General features: G+C 51.8%; 22 protein-coding genes. 1 reads left to right on the top strand and 21 read right to left on the bottom strand.

What is annotated here, in order from left to right; all coding sequences use genetic code 11:
- Window positions 1-138: 138 nt before the first annotated feature.
- The 19 genes from AC3RCL_RS12110 to AC3RCL_RS12020 form a co-directional block, all read right to left on the bottom strand.
- Complete coding sequence (locus tag AC3RCL_RS12110) at window positions 139-2,355, bottom strand: DUF6259 domain-containing protein (RefSeq protein ID WP_492535444.1); 2,217 nt, start codon at window positions 2,353-2,355, stop codon at window positions 139-141.
- A 29-nt stretch (window positions 2,356-2,384) separates the two neighbouring features.
- The gene (locus tag AC3RCL_RS12105; RefSeq protein ID WP_145037911.1) at window positions 2,385-3,212 is read right to left on the bottom strand and encodes a carbohydrate ABC transporter permease; all 828 of its coding nucleotides are present in this window, start codon (window positions 3,210-3,212) and stop codon (window positions 2,385-2,387) included.
- A 17-nt stretch (window positions 3,213-3,229) separates the two neighbouring features.
- Window positions 3,230-4,117, bottom strand: coding sequence for a carbohydrate ABC transporter permease (locus tag AC3RCL_RS12100; RefSeq protein ID WP_015735993.1), 888 nt, complete (start codon window positions 4,115-4,117; stop codon window positions 3,230-3,232).
- Window positions 4,118-4,201: 84 nt separating this feature from the next.
- The gene (locus AC3RCL_RS12095; protein ID WP_249732746.1) at window positions 4,202-5,602 is read right to left on the bottom strand and encodes an ABC transporter substrate-binding protein; all 1,401 of its coding nucleotides are present in this window, start codon (window positions 5,600-5,602) and stop codon (window positions 4,202-4,204) included.
- 75 nt (window positions 5,603-5,677) lie between these two features.
- The gene (locus AC3RCL_RS12090; protein WP_492535443.1) at window positions 5,678-6,799 is read right to left on the bottom strand and encodes a glycoside hydrolase family 183 protein; all 1,122 of its coding nucleotides are present in this window, start codon (window positions 6,797-6,799) and stop codon (window positions 5,678-5,680) included.
- 47 nt (window positions 6,800-6,846) lie between these two features.
- Window positions 6,847-7,956, bottom strand: coding sequence for a glycoside hydrolase family 172 protein (locus AC3RCL_RS12085; RefSeq protein WP_492535442.1), 1,110 nt, complete (start codon window positions 7,954-7,956; stop codon window positions 6,847-6,849).
- Window positions 7,957-8,115: 159 nt separating this feature from the next.
- Window positions 8,116-9,816: a ribulokinase gene (locus AC3RCL_RS12080; protein ID WP_492535441.1), complete on the bottom strand. Its 1,701-nt coding sequence runs from the start codon at window positions 9,814-9,816 to the stop codon at window positions 8,116-8,118.
- A 12-nt stretch (window positions 9,817-9,828) separates the two neighbouring features.
- Window positions 9,829-11,625: an L-fucose isomerase gene (locus tag AC3RCL_RS12075; RefSeq protein ID WP_492535440.1), complete on the bottom strand. Its 1,797-nt coding sequence runs from the start codon at window positions 11,623-11,625 to the stop codon at window positions 9,829-9,831.
- 41 nt (window positions 11,626-11,666) lie between these two features.
- Entirely contained in the window at window positions 11,667-12,674 is a 1,008-nt protein-coding gene (locus AC3RCL_RS12070; RefSeq protein ID WP_492535439.1) for a LacI family DNA-binding transcriptional regulator, read from the bottom strand.
- 234 nt (window positions 12,675-12,908) lie between these two features.
- Window positions 12,909-13,541, bottom strand: a complete 633-nt coding sequence (locus tag AC3RCL_RS12065) for a ThuA domain-containing protein (protein ID WP_036661178.1) — start codon at window positions 13,539-13,541, stop codon at window positions 12,909-12,911.
- A gap of 27 nt (window positions 13,542-13,568) precedes the next feature.
- A complete protein-coding gene (locus AC3RCL_RS12060) occupies window positions 13,569-14,291 on the bottom strand; it encodes an SDR family NAD(P)-dependent oxidoreductase (RefSeq protein WP_492535438.1) in 723 nt (240 codons plus the stop codon).
- 161 nt (window positions 14,292-14,452) lie between these two features.
- Complete coding sequence (locus AC3RCL_RS12055; protein WP_492535437.1) at window positions 14,453-15,193, bottom strand: phosphotransferase family protein; 741 nt, start codon at window positions 15,191-15,193, stop codon at window positions 14,453-14,455.
- A gap of 172 nt (window positions 15,194-15,365) precedes the next feature.
- Entirely contained in the window at window positions 15,366-15,929 is a 564-nt protein-coding gene (locus tag AC3RCL_RS12050; protein WP_492535436.1) for a phosphoglycerate mutase family protein, read from the bottom strand.
- A 245-nt stretch (window positions 15,930-16,174) separates the two neighbouring features.
- Window positions 16,175-16,525 (bottom strand): XRE family transcriptional regulator, encoded by a 351-nt coding sequence (locus AC3RCL_RS12045; protein WP_235201701.1) that lies wholly within the window; start codon window positions 16,523-16,525, stop codon window positions 16,175-16,177.
- 76 nt (window positions 16,526-16,601) lie between these two features.
- Window positions 16,602-16,952: a VOC family protein gene (locus AC3RCL_RS12040; protein ID WP_015736006.1), complete on the bottom strand. Its 351-nt coding sequence runs from the start codon at window positions 16,950-16,952 to the stop codon at window positions 16,602-16,604.
- A gap of 238 nt (window positions 16,953-17,190) precedes the next feature.
- The gene (locus AC3RCL_RS12035) at window positions 17,191-17,598 is read right to left on the bottom strand and encodes a DUF6220 domain-containing protein (protein WP_015736007.1); all 408 of its coding nucleotides are present in this window, start codon (window positions 17,596-17,598) and stop codon (window positions 17,191-17,193) included.
- A gap of 14 nt (window positions 17,599-17,612) precedes the next feature.
- On the bottom strand, window positions 17,613-18,335 hold the full coding sequence (locus tag AC3RCL_RS12030) for a VOC family protein (RefSeq protein WP_015736008.1): 723 nt from the start codon (window positions 18,333-18,335) through the stop codon (window positions 17,613-17,615).
- Between the two features lie 13 nt (window positions 18,336-18,348).
- Window positions 18,349-18,429: an NAD(P)-binding protein gene (locus tag AC3RCL_RS12025; protein ID WP_410002345.1), complete on the bottom strand. Its 81-nt coding sequence runs from the start codon at window positions 18,427-18,429 to the stop codon at window positions 18,349-18,351.
- A gap of 394 nt (window positions 18,430-18,823) precedes the next feature.
- Window positions 18,824-20,704: a beta-L-arabinofuranosidase domain-containing protein gene (locus tag AC3RCL_RS12020; protein ID WP_015736009.1), complete on the bottom strand. Its 1,881-nt coding sequence runs from the start codon at window positions 20,702-20,704 to the stop codon at window positions 18,824-18,826.
- Between the two features lie 166 nt (window positions 20,705-20,870).
- On the opposite strand from AC3RCL_RS12020, the gene AC3RCL_RS12015 reads away from it, so the two are divergent.
- Entirely contained in the window at window positions 20,871-21,761 is an 891-nt protein-coding gene (locus tag AC3RCL_RS12015; protein ID WP_492535435.1) for a helix-turn-helix transcriptional regulator, read from the top strand.
- Between the two features lie 32 nt (window positions 21,762-21,793).
- On the opposite strand, the gene AC3RCL_RS12010 is transcribed toward AC3RCL_RS12015, so the two are convergent.
- Both AC3RCL_RS12010 and AC3RCL_RS12005 read right to left on the bottom strand, forming a co-directional pair.
- Complete coding sequence (locus AC3RCL_RS12010; RefSeq protein WP_492535434.1) at window positions 21,794-22,588, bottom strand: SDR family NAD(P)-dependent oxidoreductase; 795 nt, start codon at window positions 22,586-22,588, stop codon at window positions 21,794-21,796.
- Between the two features lie 118 nt (window positions 22,589-22,706).
- Window positions 22,707-23,552, bottom strand: a complete 846-nt coding sequence (locus tag AC3RCL_RS12005; protein WP_015736012.1) for an aldo/keto reductase — start codon at window positions 23,550-23,552, stop codon at window positions 22,707-22,709.
- Window positions 23,553-23,612 lie beyond the last annotated feature (60 nt).

Genomic DNA, 23,612 nt, shown 5'->3' with positions numbered 1-23,612 from the left:
TCCGGCAAGAAATCCCCCGCCAGCGACACGTCGTCCATTCTTTAACAGGCTGAAATCGTCAATCTGATCCAATTGTCCGACGTCGCCGCCCCAATTTCTATCATCCTCCGCCTCAGAAAACCGCGTCATTGTGCCAAGTTAAGGCGAAGTCAGTTCCAACATTGCTATGCTTCGTGCCGGCAGCTTAAGCAAACGCAATCCGCCTTGTTCCATGGAGCAATCAATGGCCGGCTCTCCCGCTTTCGTGTACAGCTGCCCGGTCACTGTCGTCTTTCCGAAGTCTTCCGGACGGAGCTCGATGCTTATTGTCTGCTCCTCTCCGGTCACATTCGCAAAGAACAAGCCGACATCCCCTTGATCATTCTGCCATGCCGAGTGGATAACGGCGTCTGTCAGCAGTTCTCCCGAGTTGTTATATTCCGGCGTATCCTTGCCGTGGTTGTAATGAAACCACTTCATCGGCGTCATAGGAACGTCGAAGGAGAGCGGCCGAAGCATCGTGCCATACGACCAATACGGCTTCGCGGCACCGATTCGCAGCCGTGCATACAGAGCCAAGTAATCGGCCCTGTTCGCCGAGAAGGCATACCCGCGCGGTTCAAACGGATAATAATGCTCCTCTGCGGTATTTTCGTTGCCGTCCAGCGCCTCCATCGGACTGTACTCGTAATTCAATTCGTACAGGCCGCCCCAGAGATACGTGCGTGCTACCGTAAAATAGTAAAGCTCTCCGATTTCCTCGGTCAGCTTGCCCCAGCCGTCCAATCTCAGCGCGCCGTACTCGTGATATACGTAAGTAAACATCGGGATGAGATAGGCCGCACCTGTTTTAAGCAGCTCCCGGATCGGCCATCCTTCGAGCGGCGCCGCCGGCTGCCCCCCTGCCCGGGCTTGATAGTAGTCGATCAGATCCAGCATCGTTTCATTCATCATCTCGGTACCCATGGGGATATAGCGTCCGGCTGTTTCGCACATGGCCGCCTTCGTATCGGCAAAGTTCCGCCGGTAAGCCTCCTCAATGATGCTGCCGGCTCCGACCGGATGACCGTGGCTGTCATCCATGCAGATCTTCAGAATGTTGTTGGCGGAGATATCGTAGTAGATCGAATCGATGTCATCGCTCTGCTGCAGTGCCGTATCCCGCCTCACATGAAAATCGTGGGTGTACGGATGCGCCGGACAAAGGAACGGAAAGCGGTAAGCATCCACGCTTTTTTTCAGCTCGGGGAACTTCTGCTCGGCTGCTCTGCCAAGCTCTCCGTCGGCTCCGTCAAAATGATAAAGGTAATCGAATTCGAACGGAGCGAAGCGATGGCCCAGCTTTCGGATCAGAGCGATGTTTTCTGGGTTGAAGCGGGTCGGAAACCAATCATCATATCCCCCCGGCACGCCGCTGCCGAAGGTTTGCGGCCGATGCGTCCAATCGGGGCCCAGGATGTGGAGCATCGGCGTTCCGATGCTGTCGTTGTATTGTTGTATCCATGCCGTACGATCCGATCCCGCATTGATACCGAAGGTTGCCGCGCCCATATCCTCATGCAGCCATGGACTGCCTTCCTTCGCAGCCCTCTCCGAAAGCTTGCCGCGTCTACACCACTTCTGTTGCACGGCCCAGCACTTGTACCGGTCAGCAGCTTCGTACCAGCCGCTTCCTGACAGAATCGACACTTGCACCGGATAATGCGGCTTGATCCCCTTGCCGGGTCCCATATCACTGCAGCCATGGATCACGGAGGCTTCCAGCAAGCCGTTCCCGTTCTTGAAGAAATTGAGCCATTTCGGATGGCCCAGGGCAGCGAGTTGCAGCCCGCCCCTGTCTTTGCCGTAATAGGCAAAAAACTGCATCGTTGCCCCGGAGAAGCTCTCCGGATACGGCATGAAACGAAATCCGATTCCGTCCGTTTCAAATACCTTCATCGGGTTGTTGACCTCAAAGCCGGTTGCAAAGGAATGGGCGATATAATCCTCCTCGCCGTGCTCCGTGATCGTGGTCAAATTCGGAATAACCGGATATTCCAGGCTCAGCAATCGGATTCCCGAATGGTTCTCTGCTGCGCATCGGAAATCAATGCAATCCGCTTCTTCTGCGAGCTTTACGGAAGCCGTGACGATCATACCTTGCTGCGTGTCCCAGCTCAACTGAACCTGATCTGTCCCGTCTTCCGTATTTTCCCTGCTCCATCCGAAGTTCTGAAAGGAGCTGCTGAAACCCGCGTCCGTCTCCAAGCGAAATGGATCCGCCGTGCCCGTATCCGCGATAAGCCCGATTCCTCTAACGTTATCGCGAATGCCTCGAACCGTGCCGTCAATCTCACTGATTTCCAGCCGGATATGCCTGTTCTCAAGTATAATCATGCCCCACCTCCACCTGTTGGCTTAGAATGTTACTTCAAACCGGAGATTTTGATTCCTGAAATGATGTGCTTCTGGAAGAAGAGGAACAAGATAATGGTCGGCAGGCAGGAAAGCGCCGATCCGGCCATCAGCATGCCCATTTCGGTTGCCCGTTCGGAACGGAAAGTGTATAAATATTGCATGATTTGAAAGAGCTCCGGGTTGGTGATCGTCATCGTCGGCCATACGAAGGAGTTCCAATAGGCCAAATAGGAGCCTATGCCCACGATGACGAAGACCGGAAACGACATTGGAATGAAGATATGCGTAAAAATCTTGATCCTTCCTGCTCCGTCAATCAACGCCGCCTCTTCAAGCGCCATCGGAATATTCAAGTAGAATTGGCGGATGAAGAACATATGACCCGCGGAAGCAATGCCGGGCAATACGAGCACCGCCAGCGTATCGAGCATTCCCATCTCATTCACCACAATGAAGGAGGTCAGCAGAATGGCCATGCCTGGAATGAACATGGTGACGATGACATAAACCCACAGCATCGTCTTGAACCTGAATTCCAGCCTGGCGAAGACGTAAGCCGCGGTGGCGTTCACGGCCAAGCTCAGCGCCGCGAAGAGAACGGCGCCCCCGAATGTGACCAGCATCGATTGAATGAAGGTCGCGTCGCTCAGAATATCCGTGTAATTCTGAACCATCCATTTCTTCGGGAAGAAACGGAACGGCGTTGCAAGCACCTCCGCCTTATCTTTGAAACCGGCAATGATGACCCAGAGCAGCGGGAACAGCGCCATGATCGTCACCAGTCCGGTCAAGAGCGTCATCAATGTTTTTTGGACACCGTTTAACGATTTCATCATGTTATCCTCCTGCCTTCTTATCCGTCGATCGCTTTTTCCGAATTCAGTACTCTGAAGATAATGGCCGAAATACTGCCAAGGACCACAAACAACAGCAGCGATGCCGCGATGGAGTTCCCGACCATGACGTCGTTTCGGAAGTGGTTCAGGATGTAGAGGTTCGGCGTCGTGGTCTCGCTGAGCGGGCCGCCGCCCGTCATGACGAGGGACAGCTCGAACTGGGAGATTTGCGCCGTAAATCCGGTTACGAGCAGATACAGGATCACATTGCGCATGAGCGGAATCGTGATGTACCACATGCGAACGAAGGTGCCCGCCCCCTCGAGTTCGGCAGCCTCATAGTAACTTTTTGGGATATCGTGGAGGCCTGCCAGCATGATGAGCGTCGTGAGTCCGAAGCCCAGCCACACGGCTGGAGCCGCGATGCTCGGCAGCGCCGTTGCCACGTCGGCAAGCCAGGCTTTCGGCTCCGATCCGAACAGCCCGATGATGTAATTGGCCAGGCCTCCGGCATAATCGAAGATGAAGACAAAGATGACCGACGCCACGATTCCGGAAATAATGGTGGGAATGTAGACGGAAGTCTTAACAACGCTTGCGAAACCGGAGCCCAGATTCTTAATGATGTTCGCGAACAGAAACGAGAGAATCAGCATCGTCGGAACGACCATCAGCGCGAACTTAAGCCCTACCCAGATGGATTGGAGAAAGAGGTCATCGGTCAGCACCATATAGAAATTCTGCAAGCCCACAAAGGTGGAATCCTGATAGAAACTCCAATTATAGAAGCTCACCCGCAGTGCATAGAAGAACGGAATGATGACAAAGACGGTCAGCAGGATGACGATGGGAGCGAGCAGCATGTAAGCCACGCCGTTGTCCTGCCGATAATTTTTCTTGAACATGTAGCGTCACCACCATTGGCCAAGGATGAAGCAGCCATCCGAAAATAACATTTCGAAAACCGGATTTCCGGACGGCTGCCAACACTATTTTTTCGGATTCGTACCGGCAAGCTTATTCTTCGCGATGAAATCGTTAATGTCTTTCTCTGCCTTCGCCAGCGCCTTATCCACCGAAGTACCCTTCATGGCGGACTCGATGGACGTGGCGAGCGCGAAGCTGATGTCCCACGGATAAACCGGCTCAGCCTGCGAATGCGGAATGATCCGCTCGGATACGAGTGCACGCCATTCATCCTTGGATGCATCCGGATCGGATTTCATCGCTTCGTCCACGGATTTGCGCGGGGAGAACTTGGAGAACTGGGACGTCTTGAAAAAATCGATCATGATGTTCGGGTCGCCTGCGAGCAAATAGGAGATGAAATCGGCCGATTCCTGCGGATGCTCGGATTTGCCGTCCACCGCCAGCGACCAGCCGCCGAGCGTTGCCGTCGGCTTCGTCAAATCGCCGTCCATCGATGCCATCGGCGCAATCCCTACCTTATCCACCATGTCTTTATAGGTGTTGCGAAGCTGACCGATCGCCCAGGAACCGCAAATCTGGATGGCGATCTTGCCTTCGCCGAAAGGCTTGATGTCCGCATATCCGGCCAACGCCTGCTTCGGCATGACGCCGGACTGGTACGCTTTTTGGTAAAAGTCCAAAACGGCCTTGTAACCGTCATTGTTCACGTCCGCTTGGGACCAGTCCTCCGTAACCGCCAGATGACCTGCCCCGTTATACTGCAGCCCCCAGCTCGACCAGCCCAGATCCGGCGCAGTTTGCGCAATCGATAAGCCGAACACGCCTTTCTTGGTCAGCTTCTGGGCCGCATCCAGAAGCTCAGCCCATGTTTTCGGCGGCTGATTGGGGTCAAGCCCGGCTTCCTGGAACATATCCTTCCGATAGAACATCACGGCAGACGGCTCAACCAGCTTCGGATATGCATAGTACTGACCGTTAACGGATACGAAGTCCTTCATATTGTCGTACAAATCATCGAAGGCTGAAGGCTCCATTAAATCGTTCAGGGCCATCAGTTGACCCGTTTTTGCCGCATTGGCCACATTGCCGTAGTTGATCGTTCGGATGTCCGGTGCCTTGCCTGCGGCCTGCGCTGCTTTCATCTTCTGGTCCCAGGCGTCGGCCGGAACGATGGTCAGCTTCACTTCAACCTCGCTCTGGGATTTATTGAACTCGCCGACCCATTTCTTGAACCAGGCATCGGTGGTATCCTCGAATTTTTGCGCCCAGAAATCGATCACAACCTTGCCGCTGGCTTCATTCCCGTTGTTTGCGCTTTCATTTTCCGGTGGATTGCTTAAAGCTCCTCCTCCGGGACCGCCAGATCGTCCGCCGCAGCCCGTAACGAGCATCGCCAGAACAAGAACAACGGAGAACAGAACAGGCCAGGATTTGAAGCCGATGGTTTTTTTCTGCATCATGAACCCTCCTTATAATGGATCAAACTATTTAAACGCTGGTCCGCATTTAAACCGATCATTCTTGGAATCCGCGCCTCACTTTTCGAGCGAAGCCTTAAACCAGAAAACATTGTAGGGATCCCATAAAGACAATGTGAAATAGATCGTCTGCCCGTCATTCTCCGTATACCGATCGTTCATATAGGGCCCGTATAGCCCCGGATAATCCTCGGCTCGGACCAAATCCAGGGGCTCGCCCCATGGCCCCCAAGGCGTCATGCCTTCACGTATGACAACCCCTTGGCCTTCCTTCAAATAGGTCATCAGCCAGCGTTCCAGATAAGAATTCCACACTACGGACAGCTCGCCGACGGTGTCATCCACCACATACCTGGCATCCTTCATATCCGCGCTCCACCTGGGACTGCCGTCATCGTTCAATCCGCTGTAATATCGGTACTCGGACATATTCTCGATGTGCTCCTCGCCCACCTTCATAAGCTGAACGCCGCCAAAGCGGCCCGAAGGAATCCCCCAAAAATAAATATCCGAACCGCCTGCTTCATTCTCCACCTTATAGGGGCTAACCTGGATGAAATTGCTGTCTCCCGGCCAACGGAGCCGGTCCTGCAGCTCCCAGGTTTCACCGTTATCGGTCGATTTGGCCACGCTGCTGTAATTGGCGTCCCACTTCCCCGGATCGCCCCAATGGTTGACCGACATGTAGTGCATATACAAGGCGCCGCCTGCCGCAATGCCATGGGTCGGAATTTTCGTCATTTCTTCGTAATCGATTTTGGCGGAAGGCAGCAGTTCCTTCGCCGTGCCGAATTCATCCGTGATCATTCCCTCGAATGCGATACCGTCAGCCGGATGAGCGTCCGTTGTATAGGCTATCGTATTGGAGCGCCAATAGCTTCCCCCTCCGCCTGTCTGATCAGGCGCCCTCTCGCCGAACGTATCCCCGAACACGAAGTAAGTTCGTTCCCCGTCATTCATCATGGAACCCAGATCGGTGCCGTACACGGCGTATTGATCGGTACGATTGGGGGAGGATTCCCCGGTTAATTGCGAAACCTGCTCCACGCCGGTCATGCCTTTTAATAATAAGCTTTTGTCTGTCGCATCAAGCAGAGGATTCACCTTGCCGCCCCCCGCGCAGCCGCATAACAGCAAAATCATGCCTGCGAAGAGGGCATTTTTCCATTTCAAGCTCATCTCCCCTTTCGATCTGATTGTGGATTCCTCTATTCCACCCGTGAACATCAGGGATTGTTATGACCGAATATCTGTTTCAAGCTTGCAGGATTGAGCGGCTTCGTATCCGGCATTGGCAAGCGTTTATCCACCTTTGGCAGCTTCGGGAAAGAACGATGGGGTTCCGCCTGGTACCAGTACGCCGTCGAGGAAATATCGTCGCTCCGATGATTGTTATGACCGTGCTCGATCGTGACCTTGATGCTGCTATCGAACATGATCGGATCCAGGATATGATACCGGTACGTGGAGATTTTTCCGCTCCAGTTCGGGCCGCCGCCCATAATGATGCCATGATACGGGGTGCACACCTCCTGCTGCGGACACCAGGCCGTATTGAAATAATCCTCCATGCCCGTGCCGTGCAGAGTCGGAGGCCATGGCTCCCCATCGATGAAGATCATGTCGTCTCCTTCGCCGTACCAGTTCCATTCCCGCGTATCGCGGAGGTTATGGACATTGAAGTTGCAGCCGATGTAATGGCCCTTCCCAACCGCGTCCAAAATGACATAGTTGCCGCTGCCCGTGGTATTCTTGCCGCCGAATTCGTAGAAAGCGTTATCCACCCCGTGATCCGCGATCCCGTCGGTCGGATTTTCCCGGTGCCACTGGGCATGGAATCGCAGCTCCTCCTCGGGCAGCTTATCGTACGATTCATAATCCACATAGAAATAAAATTTAATCGGATGCTCCGCTTCGCTCTCGATCGTTATACGAGCGCCATTCCCATACGGCATGCGAAAAAAGCTGTTGAATGCTTTGCCGTCCTCGGGACTCATCATCAACGCCGCTGACGTATAATTTTTGGTGAGGCCGTGCCCCATTCCGAAAAAATCGCCAATCGGCGCTTCCACGCTGGGCTCGGTCTCCTGGTCCCAGTACATGCGGAGTACGATTTTGCGCGGCAGATACAATTCCTCGGCAGGGGCGTCGGTCGCCATGGTCATCCAAATATGGGTGATGGCACCCGCTCCCGGAATGCTGCAAATTTCGGTCAGGTCGCCCGGCTGGATGGAGAAGTAATCCTTATTCCCTCCCGAACGGTCGTAGCTGGATTCCCTTTTTCTTTTTCCGGATCGCTTGCGGCTGAGTGAAAATAACGCTGTTTGATTGTCCATGGATGATCGCTCCTTATAAGTTGATGGCGTTGGTAAAAAGCGCTTCTTAAAACGATTTGCCAACAATGTGACATCGATTGCAGAATGGGTGGTTAAGGAATGCAGGCCATGCTACCAACACGACAGCCTGCATTCCTTATGTGAGTCATAACCCGTTGTCTATCCTCGGGCCGAATCCGTTGATCCTTCAGAGTTAAAACTGCTTCTTAACGCTTTCAACCGTTTCAACACCCCATTTTCGTCCCTGCCCAAATAATCATGAAGTCCTTTATACTCCTTGTATAACAGGTCATACATTCGGACGTTAGCTTCAATCGGCTTGAATGTTTCTTCCCGAACGCGGGCCATCGCCTCCGAAGCTTCCACGATGCTTCCATATCCTCCCTGATCTTTGCCTGCCGCAACCGCACCGAACATGGCTGCGCCAAAAGCGGCCGTCTGGACGGTATCCGCGATCTTGATCTCTTTGCCGGTAACATCGGCATAAATCTGCATCAGCAGCCGGTTGCGCTGCGGCAATCCGCCGCAAGCATAAAGCTCCTGAACTTCAATGCCGCTATCAGTAAACGCCTCGATAATAGCCCGGGTACCAAAGGCTGTGGCTTCGAGCAGGGCCCGATAAATCTCCTCCGGCTTGGTCTGCAAGGTGAAACCAAGCATGACGCCGCTAAGATCGGCATCCATCAGCACGGAACGGCTTCCGTTCCACCAGTCCAGGGCAAGCAGTCCGCTTTGTCCAGGCGCGTATCGGGCCGCTTCCTTCTCGAGCCACTCATGAACGCCAAGCCGCTCTTCTGCAGCCTTAAGCCTAACGTATTCCGGAACTGCCTCATCCACATACCAGGCGAATATATCGCCAACGGCCGATTGTCCTGCCTCATACCCGTAATAACCGGGAATGATCCCATCCTCGACGACGCCGCAAATGCCTTCGCCGGTCACTTCTTTGTCGCTTAAAATCAAGTGACAAGTAGAGGTTCCCATAGCGAGTACCAGCTTCCCCGGGGTTACGACGCTGACGGCCGGTACCATCGCATGGGCATCGATGTTGGCTACGGCTACCGCGGTTCCCGGCAGAAGCCCCGTCATCGCCGCCATACTTTCGGTTAATCCGCCTGCTTTCGAACCCAGGGGCTTGATCGCTCCTCTCAGCTTCGTCTCGACGAGATTTCCGAACCTTGGATCGAGTGAATGCAGGAACGCCTTGGACGGATAACCCTCCCGTTTATGCCAATTGGCTTTATAACCGGCGGTGCAGCTGCTTCGCGCGAGCTGGCCGGTCAATTGCATGACCACCCAATCGGCAGCTTCCATGAACAACACGGACCGTTCATATAATTCGGGAGCTTCCCTCAGAATCTGAAAAGACTTTGCAAGCATCCACTCGGAGGACAGTTTTCCTCCATAACGCGCAAGAAATTTCTCGCCCCGCGAAGCTGCGGCTGCATTGATCAGGTTCGCTTCTTCCTGCGCCGCATGATGCTTCCACAGCTTCACCCAGCTGTGCGGATGGTCCCTCCATTCCTCCGTCATACAGAGCGGGGTCCCGCCTGCATCCAGCGGCATCATCGTACATGCCGTAAAATCGATGCCAATGCCGATGACTTGATCAGCCGATATCGCTGCATCCGACAGCACGCGGGGGATCGATTGCCTAAGAACCTCCAAGTAATCCTCCGGATGCTGCAGCGCCCAATCCGGCTCCAGCTTCAAACCCGAATGGACCAGCACCTCGTCCATGACTCCATGCGCGTAAGGCGTCACATGCGTCGCTACTTCTTGGCCCGTCGTGATATCGACAAGCAGGGCCCTGCCCGATTCCGTACCGAAATCAACCCCGATGGTGTATAACTGCTTCATATCATCTGCCTCCTATTTGTACAAAGGACCATAAGACGCGCATGCCCGGTAATCGGCAGAAACCGGCTCCAGCCCGCCGAAAGCGGTCCAAGCGCTTGGCCGGAAGATCCGCTCCTCCGGCACGTTGTGCATGCATACCGGAATGCGGAGCATCGACGCCAAAGTAATCAAATCTCCGCCGATATGGCCGTAACTCATGGCGGCATGGTTGGATCCCCAATTACTCATTACGGTGTAAACATCCTTGAACAGTCCCTCGCCGGTAAGGTTCGGGACGAACCAGGTCGTCGGCCAAGTGGGGTCGCTTCGCTGGTCCAATACATCGTGCACGGCCTCCGGGAGCTCCACGGTTATTCCCTCCGCGATGTGAAGGACCGGTCCGACACCCGCGACCATATTGATTCTGGCGATCGTTGACGGCATGCCTCCCCGCGTCGTGAAGTCCGTGGAGAATCCCCCGCCGCGGAAGAAATCAATAGCCGGACACCACTTGACTGCATCCAGACAATCCTGGACTTCCTCCTGCGTGATGTCCCAGAACGGCTTCATGGCCGGCTTGCCGTCTTTCGATTGCCTTCCCGTTCCGTCTAGGGCAGCCGGTCCTGAATTGATCAGGTGGATCACGCCGTTGGCCGCAACGCCCTCCAGCTCGTATCCCGTCACTCGCTTCACGGCATCCGGACTCCAGTATGTACGAACGTCTGCAAACAGATGGGCCGCATTCGTCAGGAGATGACCGAACAGCATCGTGATTCCATTCAGATTGTCATTCTCCGTTGCGACGATATACGGCTCCCTCAGACCGTTCCAATCAAAAGAGGAATTCAATATCGCCTCCATGAAATCCCCCGTCGGAAAGTAATCCGTCCAGGCACGCTGTCCTTGGAATCCTGCAGCCAGTGCATGTCGGCCGAGCGCTTCTTCTCCATATCCCATGGCCGCCAGCTTCGGATTGCCCACCATCAAATCGCGTGCAATCAGCGCCATCTTCGCGACGGTTTCCCAATCCTGTTCCTTCTGTTCTTCGGACCGCTTTAAATGCTCCGGATTAACGTCCGTTCCCGGCTTGCAATTCTGTTTAATCCAGGCCAGTGCCCGCTCATATTCGTCATGATCGTAAATTTCCAGCTCGATCCGCCTTACGAATTCGGTCATATCCACATATTCGTTGCGCATCCCCAGATACCTCTGAAAAAAGTTTTCGTCGACGATGCAGCCCGCGATGCCCATGGATACGGTGCCCATCGATAAGTAGGAGGTCCCCTTCATGGTCGCTACGGCAAGGCCAGCCTTGGCAAATTGCAGAAGCTTCTCCTGAACATCCGCCGTTATTTCGGTATCCCCGATATCCTGTACATCGCGTCCATAGATGGAGAAGGCCGGCAGCCCCTTCTGATTATGCGCTCCCAGCGCCGCCGCCAGATATACGGCCCCGGGACGTTCCGTCCCGTTGAAACCCCAAATTGCTTTTGGCCTGGTAGGGTGGGTATCCATCGTTTCCGTCGGATAGCACCAGGATGGTGTCACCGAAATGGTAAGACCTACATTCTCCCTGGCAAATTTCTCTTCGGTTCGTGCGGCCTCAGCTACCCCTCCGATACAGGTGTCGGCAATCACGCATTCCACTGGAAGCCCATTGCTGTGCCTTAGCCGTTCGGTGAGCAAGCGAGCGGTTCGTTTCGCCATATCCATGGTGACATCCTCTAACGATTCCCGGATACCACCCCGCCGGCCATCCACGATAGGGCGAATGCCGATTTTAGGCAATTCGTTCTGCAATCGATTGCAGATGTTTGATTGATTATGCATCTCCATCATCCTCTCTGTTTTTAGAGCGGCGGCATGTACGATCAGTTCAGCTGTTTGACTTCATTGCTGTATATTTCATAAGCCGGTGGATCCTGCCGGACTTCTTCCCGTATTCGGCTTAGAAGGATTTCTCCGGCCTTGATTCCCATATCGTAGGGATGCTGCTCCATGTAGTAGAGCCCCGATTCCTTGAGTAAAGGCCCGGCTTCCACCTCGCCAAAAGAAGCTACTGCCATGTCGGCAGGAATCTTCAGGCCGCTGCGCACAATCTCGAGCAGGACGCCAAGGCTCATGCGGTTATTCAGGGAAATGATGGCGGTTGGCCTGCGTTCTGCGTTCAGAAATTGCTGAACTGCCCGGATTCCGTCCTCCGTGGAAAAATCTCCGTTATACACCATGGGGCCCTCGTTCAGGCCAAATGCCTTCATCGCGTTCCGGACGCCTTCAAGACGTTCCCTCCCCGTGCTTGATCTCGTTGGCCCGTTAACTACGCCGATAGCCGTATGTCCTTCCTCCAGCAGCTTCCGGGTTAGGCGCGAGGCTCCCTCGGTATTGTCCTCGGCTACCAGATCGAGCATCGATCCTGTTTCCGGCGAGTCCAGCTTCCTGTCCACGAGCACGATCGGCATGTTGGAATCCGCGATCTGCTTGATCGCCGGGTCGTTCCCGCCCGACGTTGCCAATACGACGGCATCCACGCGCTTTTCCTGCAGAAGCTTTAGCAATCGTCTCTCCTTCTCCGGGTTTTCGTCCGAGCTGCAAAATATTAACTGAAAGCCTTCTTTGCCTACAATATCCTCAACGCCTCGGGATATGCCCATGAAATAGGGGTTAGAAAAATCGGGCACGATCACGCCGATCATGTACGTCCGGTCCTGCTTCAGGCTGCGTGCGATGGCGCTTGGACGATAATTCAACCGGTTCACGGCCGCCATCACCCGCTCTTTAATTTCTTCGCTTACGTAATCGCTGTTGTTAAGCACTCTTGAAACGGTTGCCGTTGATACTTCTGCTGCCGCTGCTACTTGTTTAATCGTTGCTTTTGCCAATCATCGTTCACCTCAAAATATCATCCTGATTCCTGTATGTAATCGATTACGTAAACGATTACATACACAGATTACAAGAAGGGACATGCTGCTGTCAACCCTCTTTTTTAGAATTTTCCGAAAATACAGATCCGGGCGGAACGAATGCGTTTGGCAGCAGGAACTATTCCGCGCAAATTAAAAATCACCGCCTTCGATGGCGGTGATGGAATGCCTATAATGCGTGCCGATTTTCTAGTCTACGCACTTTCGGGCAGCCCACAGCCCGCTCTCCCGAATCAGATGACGCACGGATTCTATCCGAAAAGACGGCAAATGATGACCTGGCATCAGATATACCACCCGGCCGGAGCCGTATGGATGTGCCCACGCCGCAGGCCAGCGCTGGCCGTCATGCTCGTATTCCGCAAAGACGACCGTTGTTTCATGCGGACTCAATTCGAACCGATAGGGTTCTTCATCGATCGTAAAATCGGTTAAGCTCTCCACGATCGGATGGCTCCCCGATTGATATCGAACGGGCAGCGACGTATATGCCGGATGTCCCGTAAATCGCCCGCCGATTAACTTTTCCAGCTCCGTGCTCCGCTGCAGTGAGATGCCGTTGTGGATAACTAACAGCCCCCCGCCGTTGTGCACATAGGATATAAGCGCTTGTACCTGATTTTCGGGCATCTCCTCATCCGAAAACTCTGCGTACGATATGAACAGATCATATCCCTCCAGCTTATCTTTTTGCAGTACGGCGTAATCATCCGTGCATTCAACGTCCATCGCAGGTTCGAAGATGGTTTGCAGCTCGCGGTCAATCTGCGTAAACGGATGATATTTCGCTCCCTCGTATTGTCCCAGCGCAATGGCTTTCATTGATTTGCAGTCTCCTCTCCCGCCCTTTTACCAGGGCCACACTTGTCCTTCATAATCCAGAAAAATCGGCTGTTCGCCAACGTATGCCTTATGGTCCATCACAAGGTTCATGATGCGATCGGCAGACACGTCCGGCGGCACGGCCGCTTCTTGATTCAGTTCGCCGCTCATGTAGGATTGCAGCCACCCGGGATAGAACACCATGACCTGTCCTCCATCGGCTGACAGATGCTGATGCAGTATCGAGGATTGCATATTGAGCGCGGATTTCGACATACAGTAACCGTACATCTCCTTGCGTTTATTTCTGCTAACGCTGCCGGCTTCGGATGAGATATTGACCACGAGCTTGTTATTTCCTTGAAGCAGCAGTTCGATAAGAGCATGACTTACCCGAAGAGGTCCAAGGGTATTGACGTTGTAGATTTGGGCCATGTCGGCAAAATCCAGTTCGCCCTGAATGTTCGCCAGATCGGACCGTTTCGTGATGCCGGCATTGTTTATGAGCAGATCCAAATGCGGCGCCTTATCCCGGATCAGCTTGGCTGCCTGCTGCACGCTGGCATCGTCGCCGATATCAAGCGGAATCAGCTCCAACTGGTCCGGATAATCCTCCAGCAATCGATCCAGCGCGTCCCAATCCTCCATATAGCGTCCGGCAAACACGGTGTATCCGTTTTCAAGAAGCCATTTCGCCAAGCTCAATCCCAACCCCCGATCGGCTCCCGTGACGCAAGCGATTGTTTCCAATGGGCAACAACTCTCCTTTATCCATTAAATGCGGTGCAACCGACATACGGGAGTTTCCCCAAATGCCATTCCTGCGTAATCTCTTCTAATGCTCTTTAGCAACCGTTTAAGCATAACCTGATACTGCTACACATTTAGCTTGATTTTCATCTAGGAGTGCTTTAGAGCAATTGGTCGTTTAAATATTCGTTTTTGGACAATATGGACCTAAACCTTGAGATGGTACGATGACCGATAGGTACATCATTCGCCTTAAACAGCATGATTCCTCTCAGACAGGCTATGGCTTCAAACAATTCAAGGTCATGTTCATCATAACGATACTCGGCACAACATGCGGCACGATAGATGGAGGCTTGCTTTTCGCTTGCAAATACCCACATTACGATAATCGACCAAGCAACATCATATCTGGGATCCCCCCATTGGGCGTTCGTCCAATCGATTACCGTCAGCTTGTCTTTAGTCTCAAGAATATTGCCTAGGTGGTAATCGCCATGGATCAAACATGATGGTTTCATATCCGCACGCTGAAGAAGTTCTTCCAGAAGAATCCGGATATCGGGGTGCTCCTCGATGCGAGGAAAGAAATAATCAATGAACTCATATCGGGGTAATCGGTCACCAATAAAATCTTCAAGCGGGAGTTTATGTATATCCGCTAAAATCTTCACCAGCTTCGTTAGTTTACGCTGATCGACCGTTTGCACGGGCGTTCCGTCATAACTGGTCAGCAATGTTGAATCGCCATTTCGGTTCGTTCCCCAGCCCACAGGCTCAGAGACTGAACTTCCATGCGTGAATAATGCATTCAAAATCTGATATTGAGCATGTACATTCGGCTTGGACGCTTTGTTCCATACTTTCAGTACGTAGTCTGCCGTTGGCGCGGCGATTTTCATTACCTCTGCCTCCAGCCCCGAATCCAAGGAGACTGTTTGAAATGAACCTTTATGATCGAGCAAAACTTCAAGGGTATTGCTTTGCTCCACCCAATTGATTTCCCGCAATGGGTTTCCGATGTTCATCACAGCCTTTCAGAGGATGTTAGCTTAGCGCTTAGTGTCCAACAGCTTACAAGTTCATTCGGTATACCCCAGCCTCCCCGAGAAAATCTTTCCTGGTCAATCCTTTTTCTCCAAGCAATATCCGATAATTCGTTATCGTACCATCATGTGAAATAAAGAATATTTTTTTATAACTTTCCCCGATCCACTCTAACAACCGCGCAGCATATCCTTCGAAAATATTCTGTTCGATCCTATTGATCCCTTCTTTCCAGCAATCCAAATTGAAATCAAGAATTTCAGTATCTCCATACAGATCGGTAATTTCCGTTTTAGAAAGGATGTGATCGCAAGCTAAAAAAGGAAGTTCGGGGTTCTGAGGAAACATTCTCGGACCAACCAATGGAGAAATAATGAAGTCCATGCCATTTTTTATAATCGTTGCCGTCTCAATTGTACGTTTAGTGGGACTTACAAGAACTAAATCATCAGGATCCATTTTAATTTCATTTCGTAGCTGCGTTACTTGAAATTTGCCGTACTCTGTAAGACTAGGATGGAGCGTATTCAACCGATTTGGATAATCGTTGAGATGTTCTCCATGACCGTGCCGAATAAATGTGAACTCCATATCCGCCCTCCTAAGATCAAATCCCATATTAGGTATTCTATGATTTAACTGAGTAATCCTGCCCGTTAGCTAATGAACTATGTGCAGTGAAATATAACTAAATGCTTATCTAATCGGTTCATGAATTGCGGAGAGTTTAAAAAAGGCAGCCGATCACAAATGATCAGCTGCCTTCTAATTTGGATAGGAGCAATCGATTCCCGTTAACTTAGATCAATGGATCACATTTGTAGTCTTAGTGCAGCCTACCCATTATTCCGCGAATCTCCCTTTGCTTCATTATGCTGCGGAATTAATTCATATAAAGCACGAACGTCACAACCGATGGAATCGGCGATCGATATGGCAATTTTGAGTGGCATCACTCTTTTGTTCTCCATAAAGTCGTATACTCGTTCCGGTTTAATAAGCAAGTCTTTTGCCAACCATTCCGCTGACTTCCCGGATTCCACCAATCGTTCATTCAGTAAGCAACGTCCTAGTTCAAATTTCAAGAAATTATGACCTCCCACATAAGATTTACTTAACCTTAAGCGTTGTCCGTTGCCAGCTTGAATATACTTCATAAATGGGCCCGTAACGATGAAGTTCTCCATACGTCTGCCCCATTTGTTGGACGAGTTCCATTGCCGGGCTATCGCTGCCCATGCAACAATTTGCTCCATTTATTATTTATAGATGGATAAGGATATTGATAAGTTTCCCGAATGGGTCCCTAACAAAAAAACGCCGAACCCCCCATGGCTCCTCGGTTGGTCCATACTCAATTGGAATTCCTGCTTCTTTTATCCGAGTTAACGCCTCATCAAGATCATCAACCTCAATTGACAGATCAGGCACAGGTGCTCCGGAGCCTCCCTCTGATAGGAAACTAACCTGAGTGCCCATTTTCTCATGCGAACCGTATGTTGCAATAAATCCCATATCCATTAGTTGATCAAGTCCAAGTACTTCCCCGTAAAAATACGAAGCTTTGGAAATGTCCTGCGTCGCAACATTTGTAACAATTCGTTTGACCTTCATTTTTCATCCTCCTAAAGTTTTGATATCAAATTTTTACTCAACAATGGTCCCGTTCGAGGAACAACCTCATCCTTCTGCTCTCAGAATACCATAGTTTTACTTTTATACAATTATATATAAATTTGTTTTCACTCTATTCATAAAGACGATTGGGAAACAGGTATATATACGTGGCTTCGTGTTTCCAGCTTATGCTTTATCATTGTTTATGGCAAATTTATAGGCTTCTTTCTCTCATCTACCCTTTCGTCATCTCCCTCATAATCAACAACGCGTTCAAGAATAAGCCCAGCGAGATGACGGGATGTGCCGCTGCCGCAAAACCGATTTCTTCCGAAAAGACAGCCGTCGCGAAGATCAGAAGGATTAGGCCGATCAGCACCAAACTCTTAACTTTCATGCCCTTGGGCAGTCTGGCCGGAAAAGACAATATAAACAACAATACGGGGATAGGCGCGAAGTACATGGCGAAATTACCATGCATCCCCCATTGAGACGAATCCACGAACAGCGCGAATCCAGCCAAGAACACCTGTAGCGCGATGCAGATCGCAAAAAGCACGTTCAATATACTAAAACCTAGCCGCGCATATTGAGCGGCTGCCGGCAGCGAAGAGCGGATTGCGGTTATTTTTTGTACTTCCATCGTTAATTCCTCCCTTAGACTAACCTTTCGGAAACCGCACGAATGGTGTAAGGGTACGGATCCAATTGAAACTCCCCTTCTTTGGAATCGAGAATCGTCATTCCGATAGGATGAACTTCCGGAATCTTCATCGAAGGATACCATCCGATGGCCATATCCCCCAGGATGAACATTCCGTACTCGTCACCGAGCATCTGAAACGTCTTTCCGTCCCCGATATAACGCGTGACGTCAAATCGAGAATCTAGGCGCTGAACGGCCTCGGATACGCTTCCGCGAAGCGGAAAGCCGATCTCGCTGACATTCAGAATGGATTCATGATCGAAAGGCTCTGATAATGCATTATCCATTCGATGCCGCGCGATGAACTCCACCAGATTCCCCGAAGGATCCTCGAAATAGAAGGCATGCGCATCCGTTCCTTCGAAATAGGCGATATCTTCGTTTGCCTGGATTCCAGCAAACGGAAGCGGTGCAGCGGAAAGCACCTGACAGCCTTTGGCCAGGAGCCAGCTTTTCGCTTCGCGAATTTGGTTCTCGGGGATGTTCATTGCCAAATGGTAGGACGGCCGTACCCCTTCCTCCTCCTCTCGAACGAAAGTCAACCTCGTTTCACCGGCAACGATCGTGATGGAATGTTCCGTGATATCTGCTAGAGCAAATCCAAGTCTTTCAGTGTAGAACTCCTTCAGTTCAGCTAACCGGGCGGTTCTCAGTTCCAATTCGATGATTCTCATCTCACTACCTCCTCTAGATATTTGAGTTTGTCAGGTCTCTCGCTAAATAAAGAGCCGCGGTCAGTCCGGCAATACCTCCACCCACAATGGCCACATCATGCTTTGCATTCAATCGAAGAAACCTCCTTCATGCGTTGTCATTAAACAAGACAGGAAGGAGGCCGATTATGTGACAAAATGAAAACAGCGATCTAAAAATAGCCCGTATAGTGCAGCCCACAATTGTCGTCTATCTTGATTCGATTCTCCGCGCTGAGTGTAAAGGCTATTTTTAGGCCCGGCCCGCAATGGATACATATCCCGCATTCATGAATACCTGCGGTGCTTACCGCTTGTTCGCATTCTTCATGCACTACGGAACAAGGGTTGCGACATCTTTCAGAGGTAATCGCAATATTTCTGCTCATTCCTTTTGGTGATTTGGACATAGATTCGTACAACAAAAAAACCGCGATATCCGCGGTTTTCGAATGTGTTAACATACCTGCTTAATTCTTAGCGATTCTGGTCCGATCCCCGATCAGAGGGAATTCTCCGATCCGAAGCTTCGCGCTTCCGTACGGAACCAACTCCAATTCCGTAACGGGCTGGCCGTCCGTGTTCGGATGCAGCGGTGGGTTTCCGGCGTTGTTGCCTTCCATTTTCCAATCCCGGATCAGCTGGCCCTTCACCTTCACCCGTACAGGCGCATCGGCAGCCAGGAACGGTTGACGGACCACCTCCCGCTCCAGCACCTCGAACGACGTATCGGCCATCAGTCCGTATTTCCATGGGGAAGCAGGATAGAGCTCCCAATCGTGGAACATCTCACGCTGCCGGATCATCTGCCAGTTCTCCTTCACAGGCAGCACGTACACCAGCGGTCCTCTTGTAATGCTGGTTGCATACATGCTGCGTGACTCGGTCTTCACTTCCATAGGCAGATACAGTTCCAGCAGATCGCCGCTCTGCCAGGTCTGCATGATCTCGGCATAACCGGACTCTGCCTGAATTGGCATTTCGCGCCCGTTCAAGGTAATGACGGGATGGTCGCACCAGGCCGGGATGCGCAGCGATATCCGGAATGATTCCGCGCGTTCAAGCGACAGATGGATTTGAATGCGATCCTTGAATGGATATTCGCCGGTGACCGCAATCTCAGCGGACACGCCCTGGCGGCCAACCGTTGTTCTAACCGTGCAGGGAGCATAGGAAACGGCAACTACCCCGTCCTCCTGGTCCTTCATCCACAGGTGCGAGGCCAGCTTGGGCCAGCCCTGATGCATATTGGCCGTGCAGCACCCGAAATTCGGCTCCAGACCGAATACGTTGGCATCGGGACTGTTGCTCCAAGCCCGCGGAGCGACGTTGCATATCATTTGGTTGACCTGCTGATCATACTGATGCGAGGTCCAATCCGCAGAGATGGCGGCAGGCAGCGCATTAAACGCGACCTTCTCCAAAATATCCCCGAAGCGTCCCTCCCCGAAAATGCGCGTCAGCTGCTCCATCGAAAACATATACTCGACGACGGCACACAATTCAACCCCTTGGCTCGGATGGGTGCCGGACAACCACTCGTCTCCCGAGAACATGCCGTGCGCTTGCCCGTGGTACGTCATCAAGGAATCGATGCCCCGGTGCACGCTTTCCCGCTCCACCGGATTTCCGTGTAATTCATACAGCACGCCCGGCGTTTTGATGCCCATCGCCACGTTCACGACATGGGTTGTCCAATCCCACTCTTCAACCTTGCGCCAGAACGGAAAATCATGAAAAATACCGCTCCAGTCCGTGGTTTGTTCCGCGATCGTATCCGCAAGCTGCAGCAGGAAAGGCTGCGCCGTTCGTTTATGCAGCCACGCGATGCACAGCAGCATCTCGGCCCCCCTGGTTTTGGCCCAGCCCCGCAGCGGCTGTTCCTCAATGACCGAATGGACGTAAGTAAAGAACTTGGTCAGAAACGGAATGATGCGTTCGTCGCCCGTTGCTTCCTCATGCTGCATCATCACTTTCAGCATGATCATATAATGCCACCAATCCTGATCCTTATCGATATCCTGATTCACGGAGGTGATGCGCGCCGGACCGAACATGCCGTTCTCCTGCTGGCTGGCAAGCGACCACTCGACCCATCGATTCGCTTTAGCGATCAAAGACTCGTCCTCCAGCAAATAAGCTAAAGGAAGCAAACCGTCGACATAATAAGGTCCCCGCTCCCAGCTCTCTCCCTGGCCGCCAAGCCATCCGTTGTCTGCTCCGACGTCCTTCCACTGTTCCTCCAGATGTCCCGTAAACCCGCTTGCTTGAATCTCCAGCTGATCCTTAAGCCAGCCGGCCGGCTTAATCGCTCTAAGCGGCAAACTATTAAAAGCCGTCTGATGCAGCATCGACTTCCACGCTCCTTGTTCTGTCTTATAGGTGCTTACTCAGGTAGAAATATATCATCTCAACCGGCGTTTCCCTATACACAGAAACAACATCTTTTTATCCGATTACAACATCATGATTTATTGAATCCGGAGCAACAAAACGATTATCATGGAGAAAAGCCAGTTGGAGAAGGAGGACCGGCCGGAGATGATTTTCCAGTTTACGGCTCCGCCATTGCCGCATTATATGATTTGCGGAGAAGATACCTACCAGGAGGGAGATCGACATCCGGATCGGTATAACATCGGTGTCTTTGATCTGATTCTCGTGACCAGAGGGGAGTTATTCCTGGAAGAGAACGGAGTATCTTACAGCGTAAAGGCAGGGTATCACCTGATTCTAAGACCCGATGCCGCACACCGTACGTACCTGCCCTGTCAGGAGGAAACCCATTTTTATTGGCTGCATTTTCAGACGGTCGCACCGTGGATTGAAGCGGAGGAACGGATCCCGTTTGCCTTATCGCAATCGGATCACCCTTATGTGCAATTTGATAATTTCTCTTTCTATATTCCCAAGTACGGAGAACTGTCTTCGAAAGCGCAGGCCGGACGTCTGATTGAACAGCTGCAGCTGCTTCAGCAATCGCCATCTTCCGCGGCACGCTGGAAACAGCAGCAGCTGATGCATGAGCTGCTGCTGTTGTTCCAAGCCGAAGAAGAAGGAATCCAGCAGCAGCATCCTCATTATGCCATTGCCGAACGAACGGCCAACTATTTAAGAGCACATTACAAAGAGCCGGTCAGCTACCAGCAATTGTCCGATGCCATGCACTTTCACCAGAATTATATTTCCATTTGCATGAAAAAAACGTTCGGCTGCACGCCCCTGGAGTTTCTGACGCGGCATCGGATCGAGCAAGCAAAACGCTTGCTGATCCACACCAACGAGCCGATCGGACGCATAGCCGAGGAATCCGGGTTCGGCTCGTTTCCGTATTTCATTCGCTGCTTTGTTCGTTATACCGGGTTTAAACCCAACTCTTTCAGGCTAAAGTACCGTTCATCCCGATAGCATGCCATCGAATGCGTTAGGCTTTGGCTTGCTCAGAATACGCTTCGTACCAAGCCGCCGTCAATCCGGAGTGCCGAACCGTTGATCGCGGAGGATTTGGGACTGCTCAGGTAGGCGACGAAATCGGCAATTTCCTCCGGACGAATCAGCCGCTGAATAATGGAAGTCGGCCGATTTTCCTTCATAAACCGCTGTTCGGCTTCTTCGATGGTAAGATTCTCATCGGGATACAGCGTATCCAGCATCATTTCGACGCCTTCCGTAAGGGTGGAGCCGGGCATAACGGTATTCACCGTGACGCGGGTTCCTGTCGTCAACTCGGCCAAGCTCCGGGAAAGGGACAGCTGCATCGTCTTCGTAGCGCTGTAATGCGCCATCTCCTGGGACGGCATGACGGCTGCTTCGCTCGCGATAAAAATAATTCGGCCTTCATTGCGGCTGATCATGTTCTGCAAATAGTGTCGGGTTAAACGGACGCCGCTCATAATATTCGTCTCGAAGAACCTGAACCATTCCGCATCCGATATATCGAAAAATTCGGCAGGCTCGAAGATGCCTAAATTGTTGATTAGAATATCAACGACCGGGGCGGCTTCCCTGACCTGATGGCAGCCCTCCTCGGTTCCGAGATCCGCCACGGCATAACGCAGCTCGGCATCCGGATGGACGGCGCGAATGTCATGGATCGTCTGCTTCACCTTATCCTCGTGTCTTCCATTGATAATGACGGACGCTCCTTCGGCTGCCAGCGACATGGCGATCGCTTTGCCGATGCCCGATGTCGAGCCTGTGACCAATGCGACTTTACCCTGTAAATCCAAGTTCATGATCCTCGCTCCTTTTCGTTATGTAGGAATGGACCCTCCCGATCCCCACCAGGGTGGAGAAGCTCAGGAGAGTCGCACTATTCATTACACTTAAATGCTTGCGGTAAACGCCGATTTTTTAGAAATCAAAATTGTCCGGGTCCGGTCCCACACGGTGATCCTGATTCAAGCTGTCGATGCGCTGCATATCCTCCATGGACAATTCAAAATCAAATAGATCGGAGTTCTCGGTGATCCGATGCTCTTTGGTCGATTTCGGAATCGTCACCACACCGTTCTGTAGATCCCAACGAAGAATGATCTGCGCGATGGATTTATGATGCTTCTTCGCGATGATCTGAAGGTCCTCCTGATCCAGCAGCTGACCCTGCATTAAGGGAGACCAAGCTTCTAGCTGAATATCGTTCGCCTGGCAGTACGCCTGCAATTCTTTTTGCGTTAATCGGGGATGATATTCCACCTGGTTCACCATCGGTTTGATGTCGGTTTCCTTCATTAACTTCTCCAGATGATGGATTTGGAAATTGCTCACGCCGATGGCTTTTACGCGCCCTTGCTTGTACAACGTTTCGAGCGCCTTCCACGCCTCTATATATTTCCCTTCAACCGGCCAGTGTATAAGGTATAAGTCCAAATACTCCAATCCCAGCTTTCGCAAGCTTTCCTCATAAGCCTTCAAAGTCGATTCATAACCCAGGTCGGCATTCCACACCTTGGATGTGACGAACAGATCTTCTCTTTTTAATCCGGTAGCTGCCAAGCCTTCGCGAATGCCCTGTCCGACACCTTCTTCATTGCCGTATATGGCGGCGGTGTCCACGCTCCGATAGCCGTGCTGAATGGCCGTACGAACGGCATTCACCAGCTCCGGTCCTTCTTCAACTTTAAATACGCCTAGACCAAACCAAGGCATGTTGACGCCATTATATAAAGTGGTTGTATCTTGTAAGTGTTTTGCTGTCATGTTGATAAACCTCCGAAGTTTTTTTGGATAGTGATAAATTGATGAACCTATTGTGCAGTA

It is taken from the genome of Paenibacillus sp. MT86 (assembly GCF_058792535.1).
This window is presented reverse-complemented; position numbering and strand designations above follow the sequence as displayed.

Excerpts from the sequence above, each read along its gene's own strand:
- AC3RCL_RS12040 (WP_015736006.1), bottom strand. The coding sequence starts at position 16,952 with ATGAAGGTCAAACGAATTGTTACAAATGTTGCGACGCAGGACATTTCC.
- AC3RCL_RS12030 (WP_015736008.1), bottom strand. The coding sequence starts at position 18,335 with ATGAGAATCATCGAATTGGAACTGAGAACCGCCCGGTTAGCTGAACTG.
- AC3RCL_RS12105 (WP_145037911.1), bottom strand. The coding sequence starts at position 3,212 with ATGATGAAATCGTTAAACGGTGTCCAAAAAACATTGATGACGCTCTTG.
- AC3RCL_RS12050 (WP_492535436.1), bottom strand. The coding sequence starts at position 15,929 with ATGGAGTTCACATTTATTCGGCACGGTCATGGAGAACATCTCAACGAT.
- AC3RCL_RS12085 (WP_492535442.1), bottom strand. The coding sequence starts at position 7,956 with ATGGACAATCAAACAGCGTTATTTTCACTCAGCCGCAAGCGATCCGGA.
- AC3RCL_RS12075 (WP_492535440.1), bottom strand. The coding sequence starts at position 11,625 with ATGCATAATCAATCAAACATCTGCAATCGATTGCAGAACGAATTGCCT.
- AC3RCL_RS12110 (WP_492535444.1), bottom strand. The coding sequence starts at position 2,355 with ATGATTATACTTGAGAACAGGCATATCCGGCTGGAAATCAGTGAGATT.
- AC3RCL_RS12055 (WP_492535437.1), bottom strand. The coding sequence starts at position 15,193 with ATGAAAATCGCCGCGCCAACGGCAGACTACGTACTGAAAGTATGGAAC.
- AC3RCL_RS12005 (WP_015736012.1), bottom strand. The coding sequence starts at position 23,552 with ATGACAGCAAAACACTTACAAGATACAACCACTTTATATAATGGCGTC.
- AC3RCL_RS12035 (WP_015736007.1), bottom strand. The coding sequence starts at position 17,598 with ATGGAAGTACAAAAAATAACCGCAATCCGCTCTTCGCTGCCGGCAGCC.
- AC3RCL_RS12095 (WP_249732746.1), bottom strand. The coding sequence starts at position 5,602 with ATGATGCAGAAAAAAACCATCGGCTTCAAATCCTGGCCTGTTCTGTTC.
- AC3RCL_RS12010 (WP_492535434.1), bottom strand. The coding sequence starts at position 22,588 with ATGAACTTGGATTTACAGGGTAAAGTCGCATTGGTCACAGGCTCGACA.
- AC3RCL_RS12100 (WP_015735993.1), bottom strand. The coding sequence starts at position 4,117 with ATGTTCAAGAAAAATTATCGGCAGGACAACGGCGTGGCTTACATGCTG.
- AC3RCL_RS12045 (WP_235201701.1), bottom strand. The coding sequence starts at position 16,525 with ATGGAGAACTTCATCGTTACGGGCCCATTTATGAAGTATATTCAAGCT.
- AC3RCL_RS12080 (WP_492535441.1), bottom strand. The coding sequence starts at position 9,816 with ATGAAGCAGTTATACACCATCGGGGTTGATTTCGGTACGGAATCGGGC.
- AC3RCL_RS12065 (WP_036661178.1), bottom strand. The coding sequence starts at position 13,541 with ATGAAAGCCATTGCGCTGGGACAATACGAGGGAGCGAAATATCATCCG.
- AC3RCL_RS12020 (WP_015736009.1), bottom strand. The coding sequence starts at position 20,704 with ATGCTGCATCAGACGGCTTTTAATAGTTTGCCGCTTAGAGCGATTAAG.
- AC3RCL_RS12090 (WP_492535443.1), bottom strand. The coding sequence starts at position 6,799 with ATGAGCTTGAAATGGAAAAATGCCCTCTTCGCAGGCATGATTTTGCTG.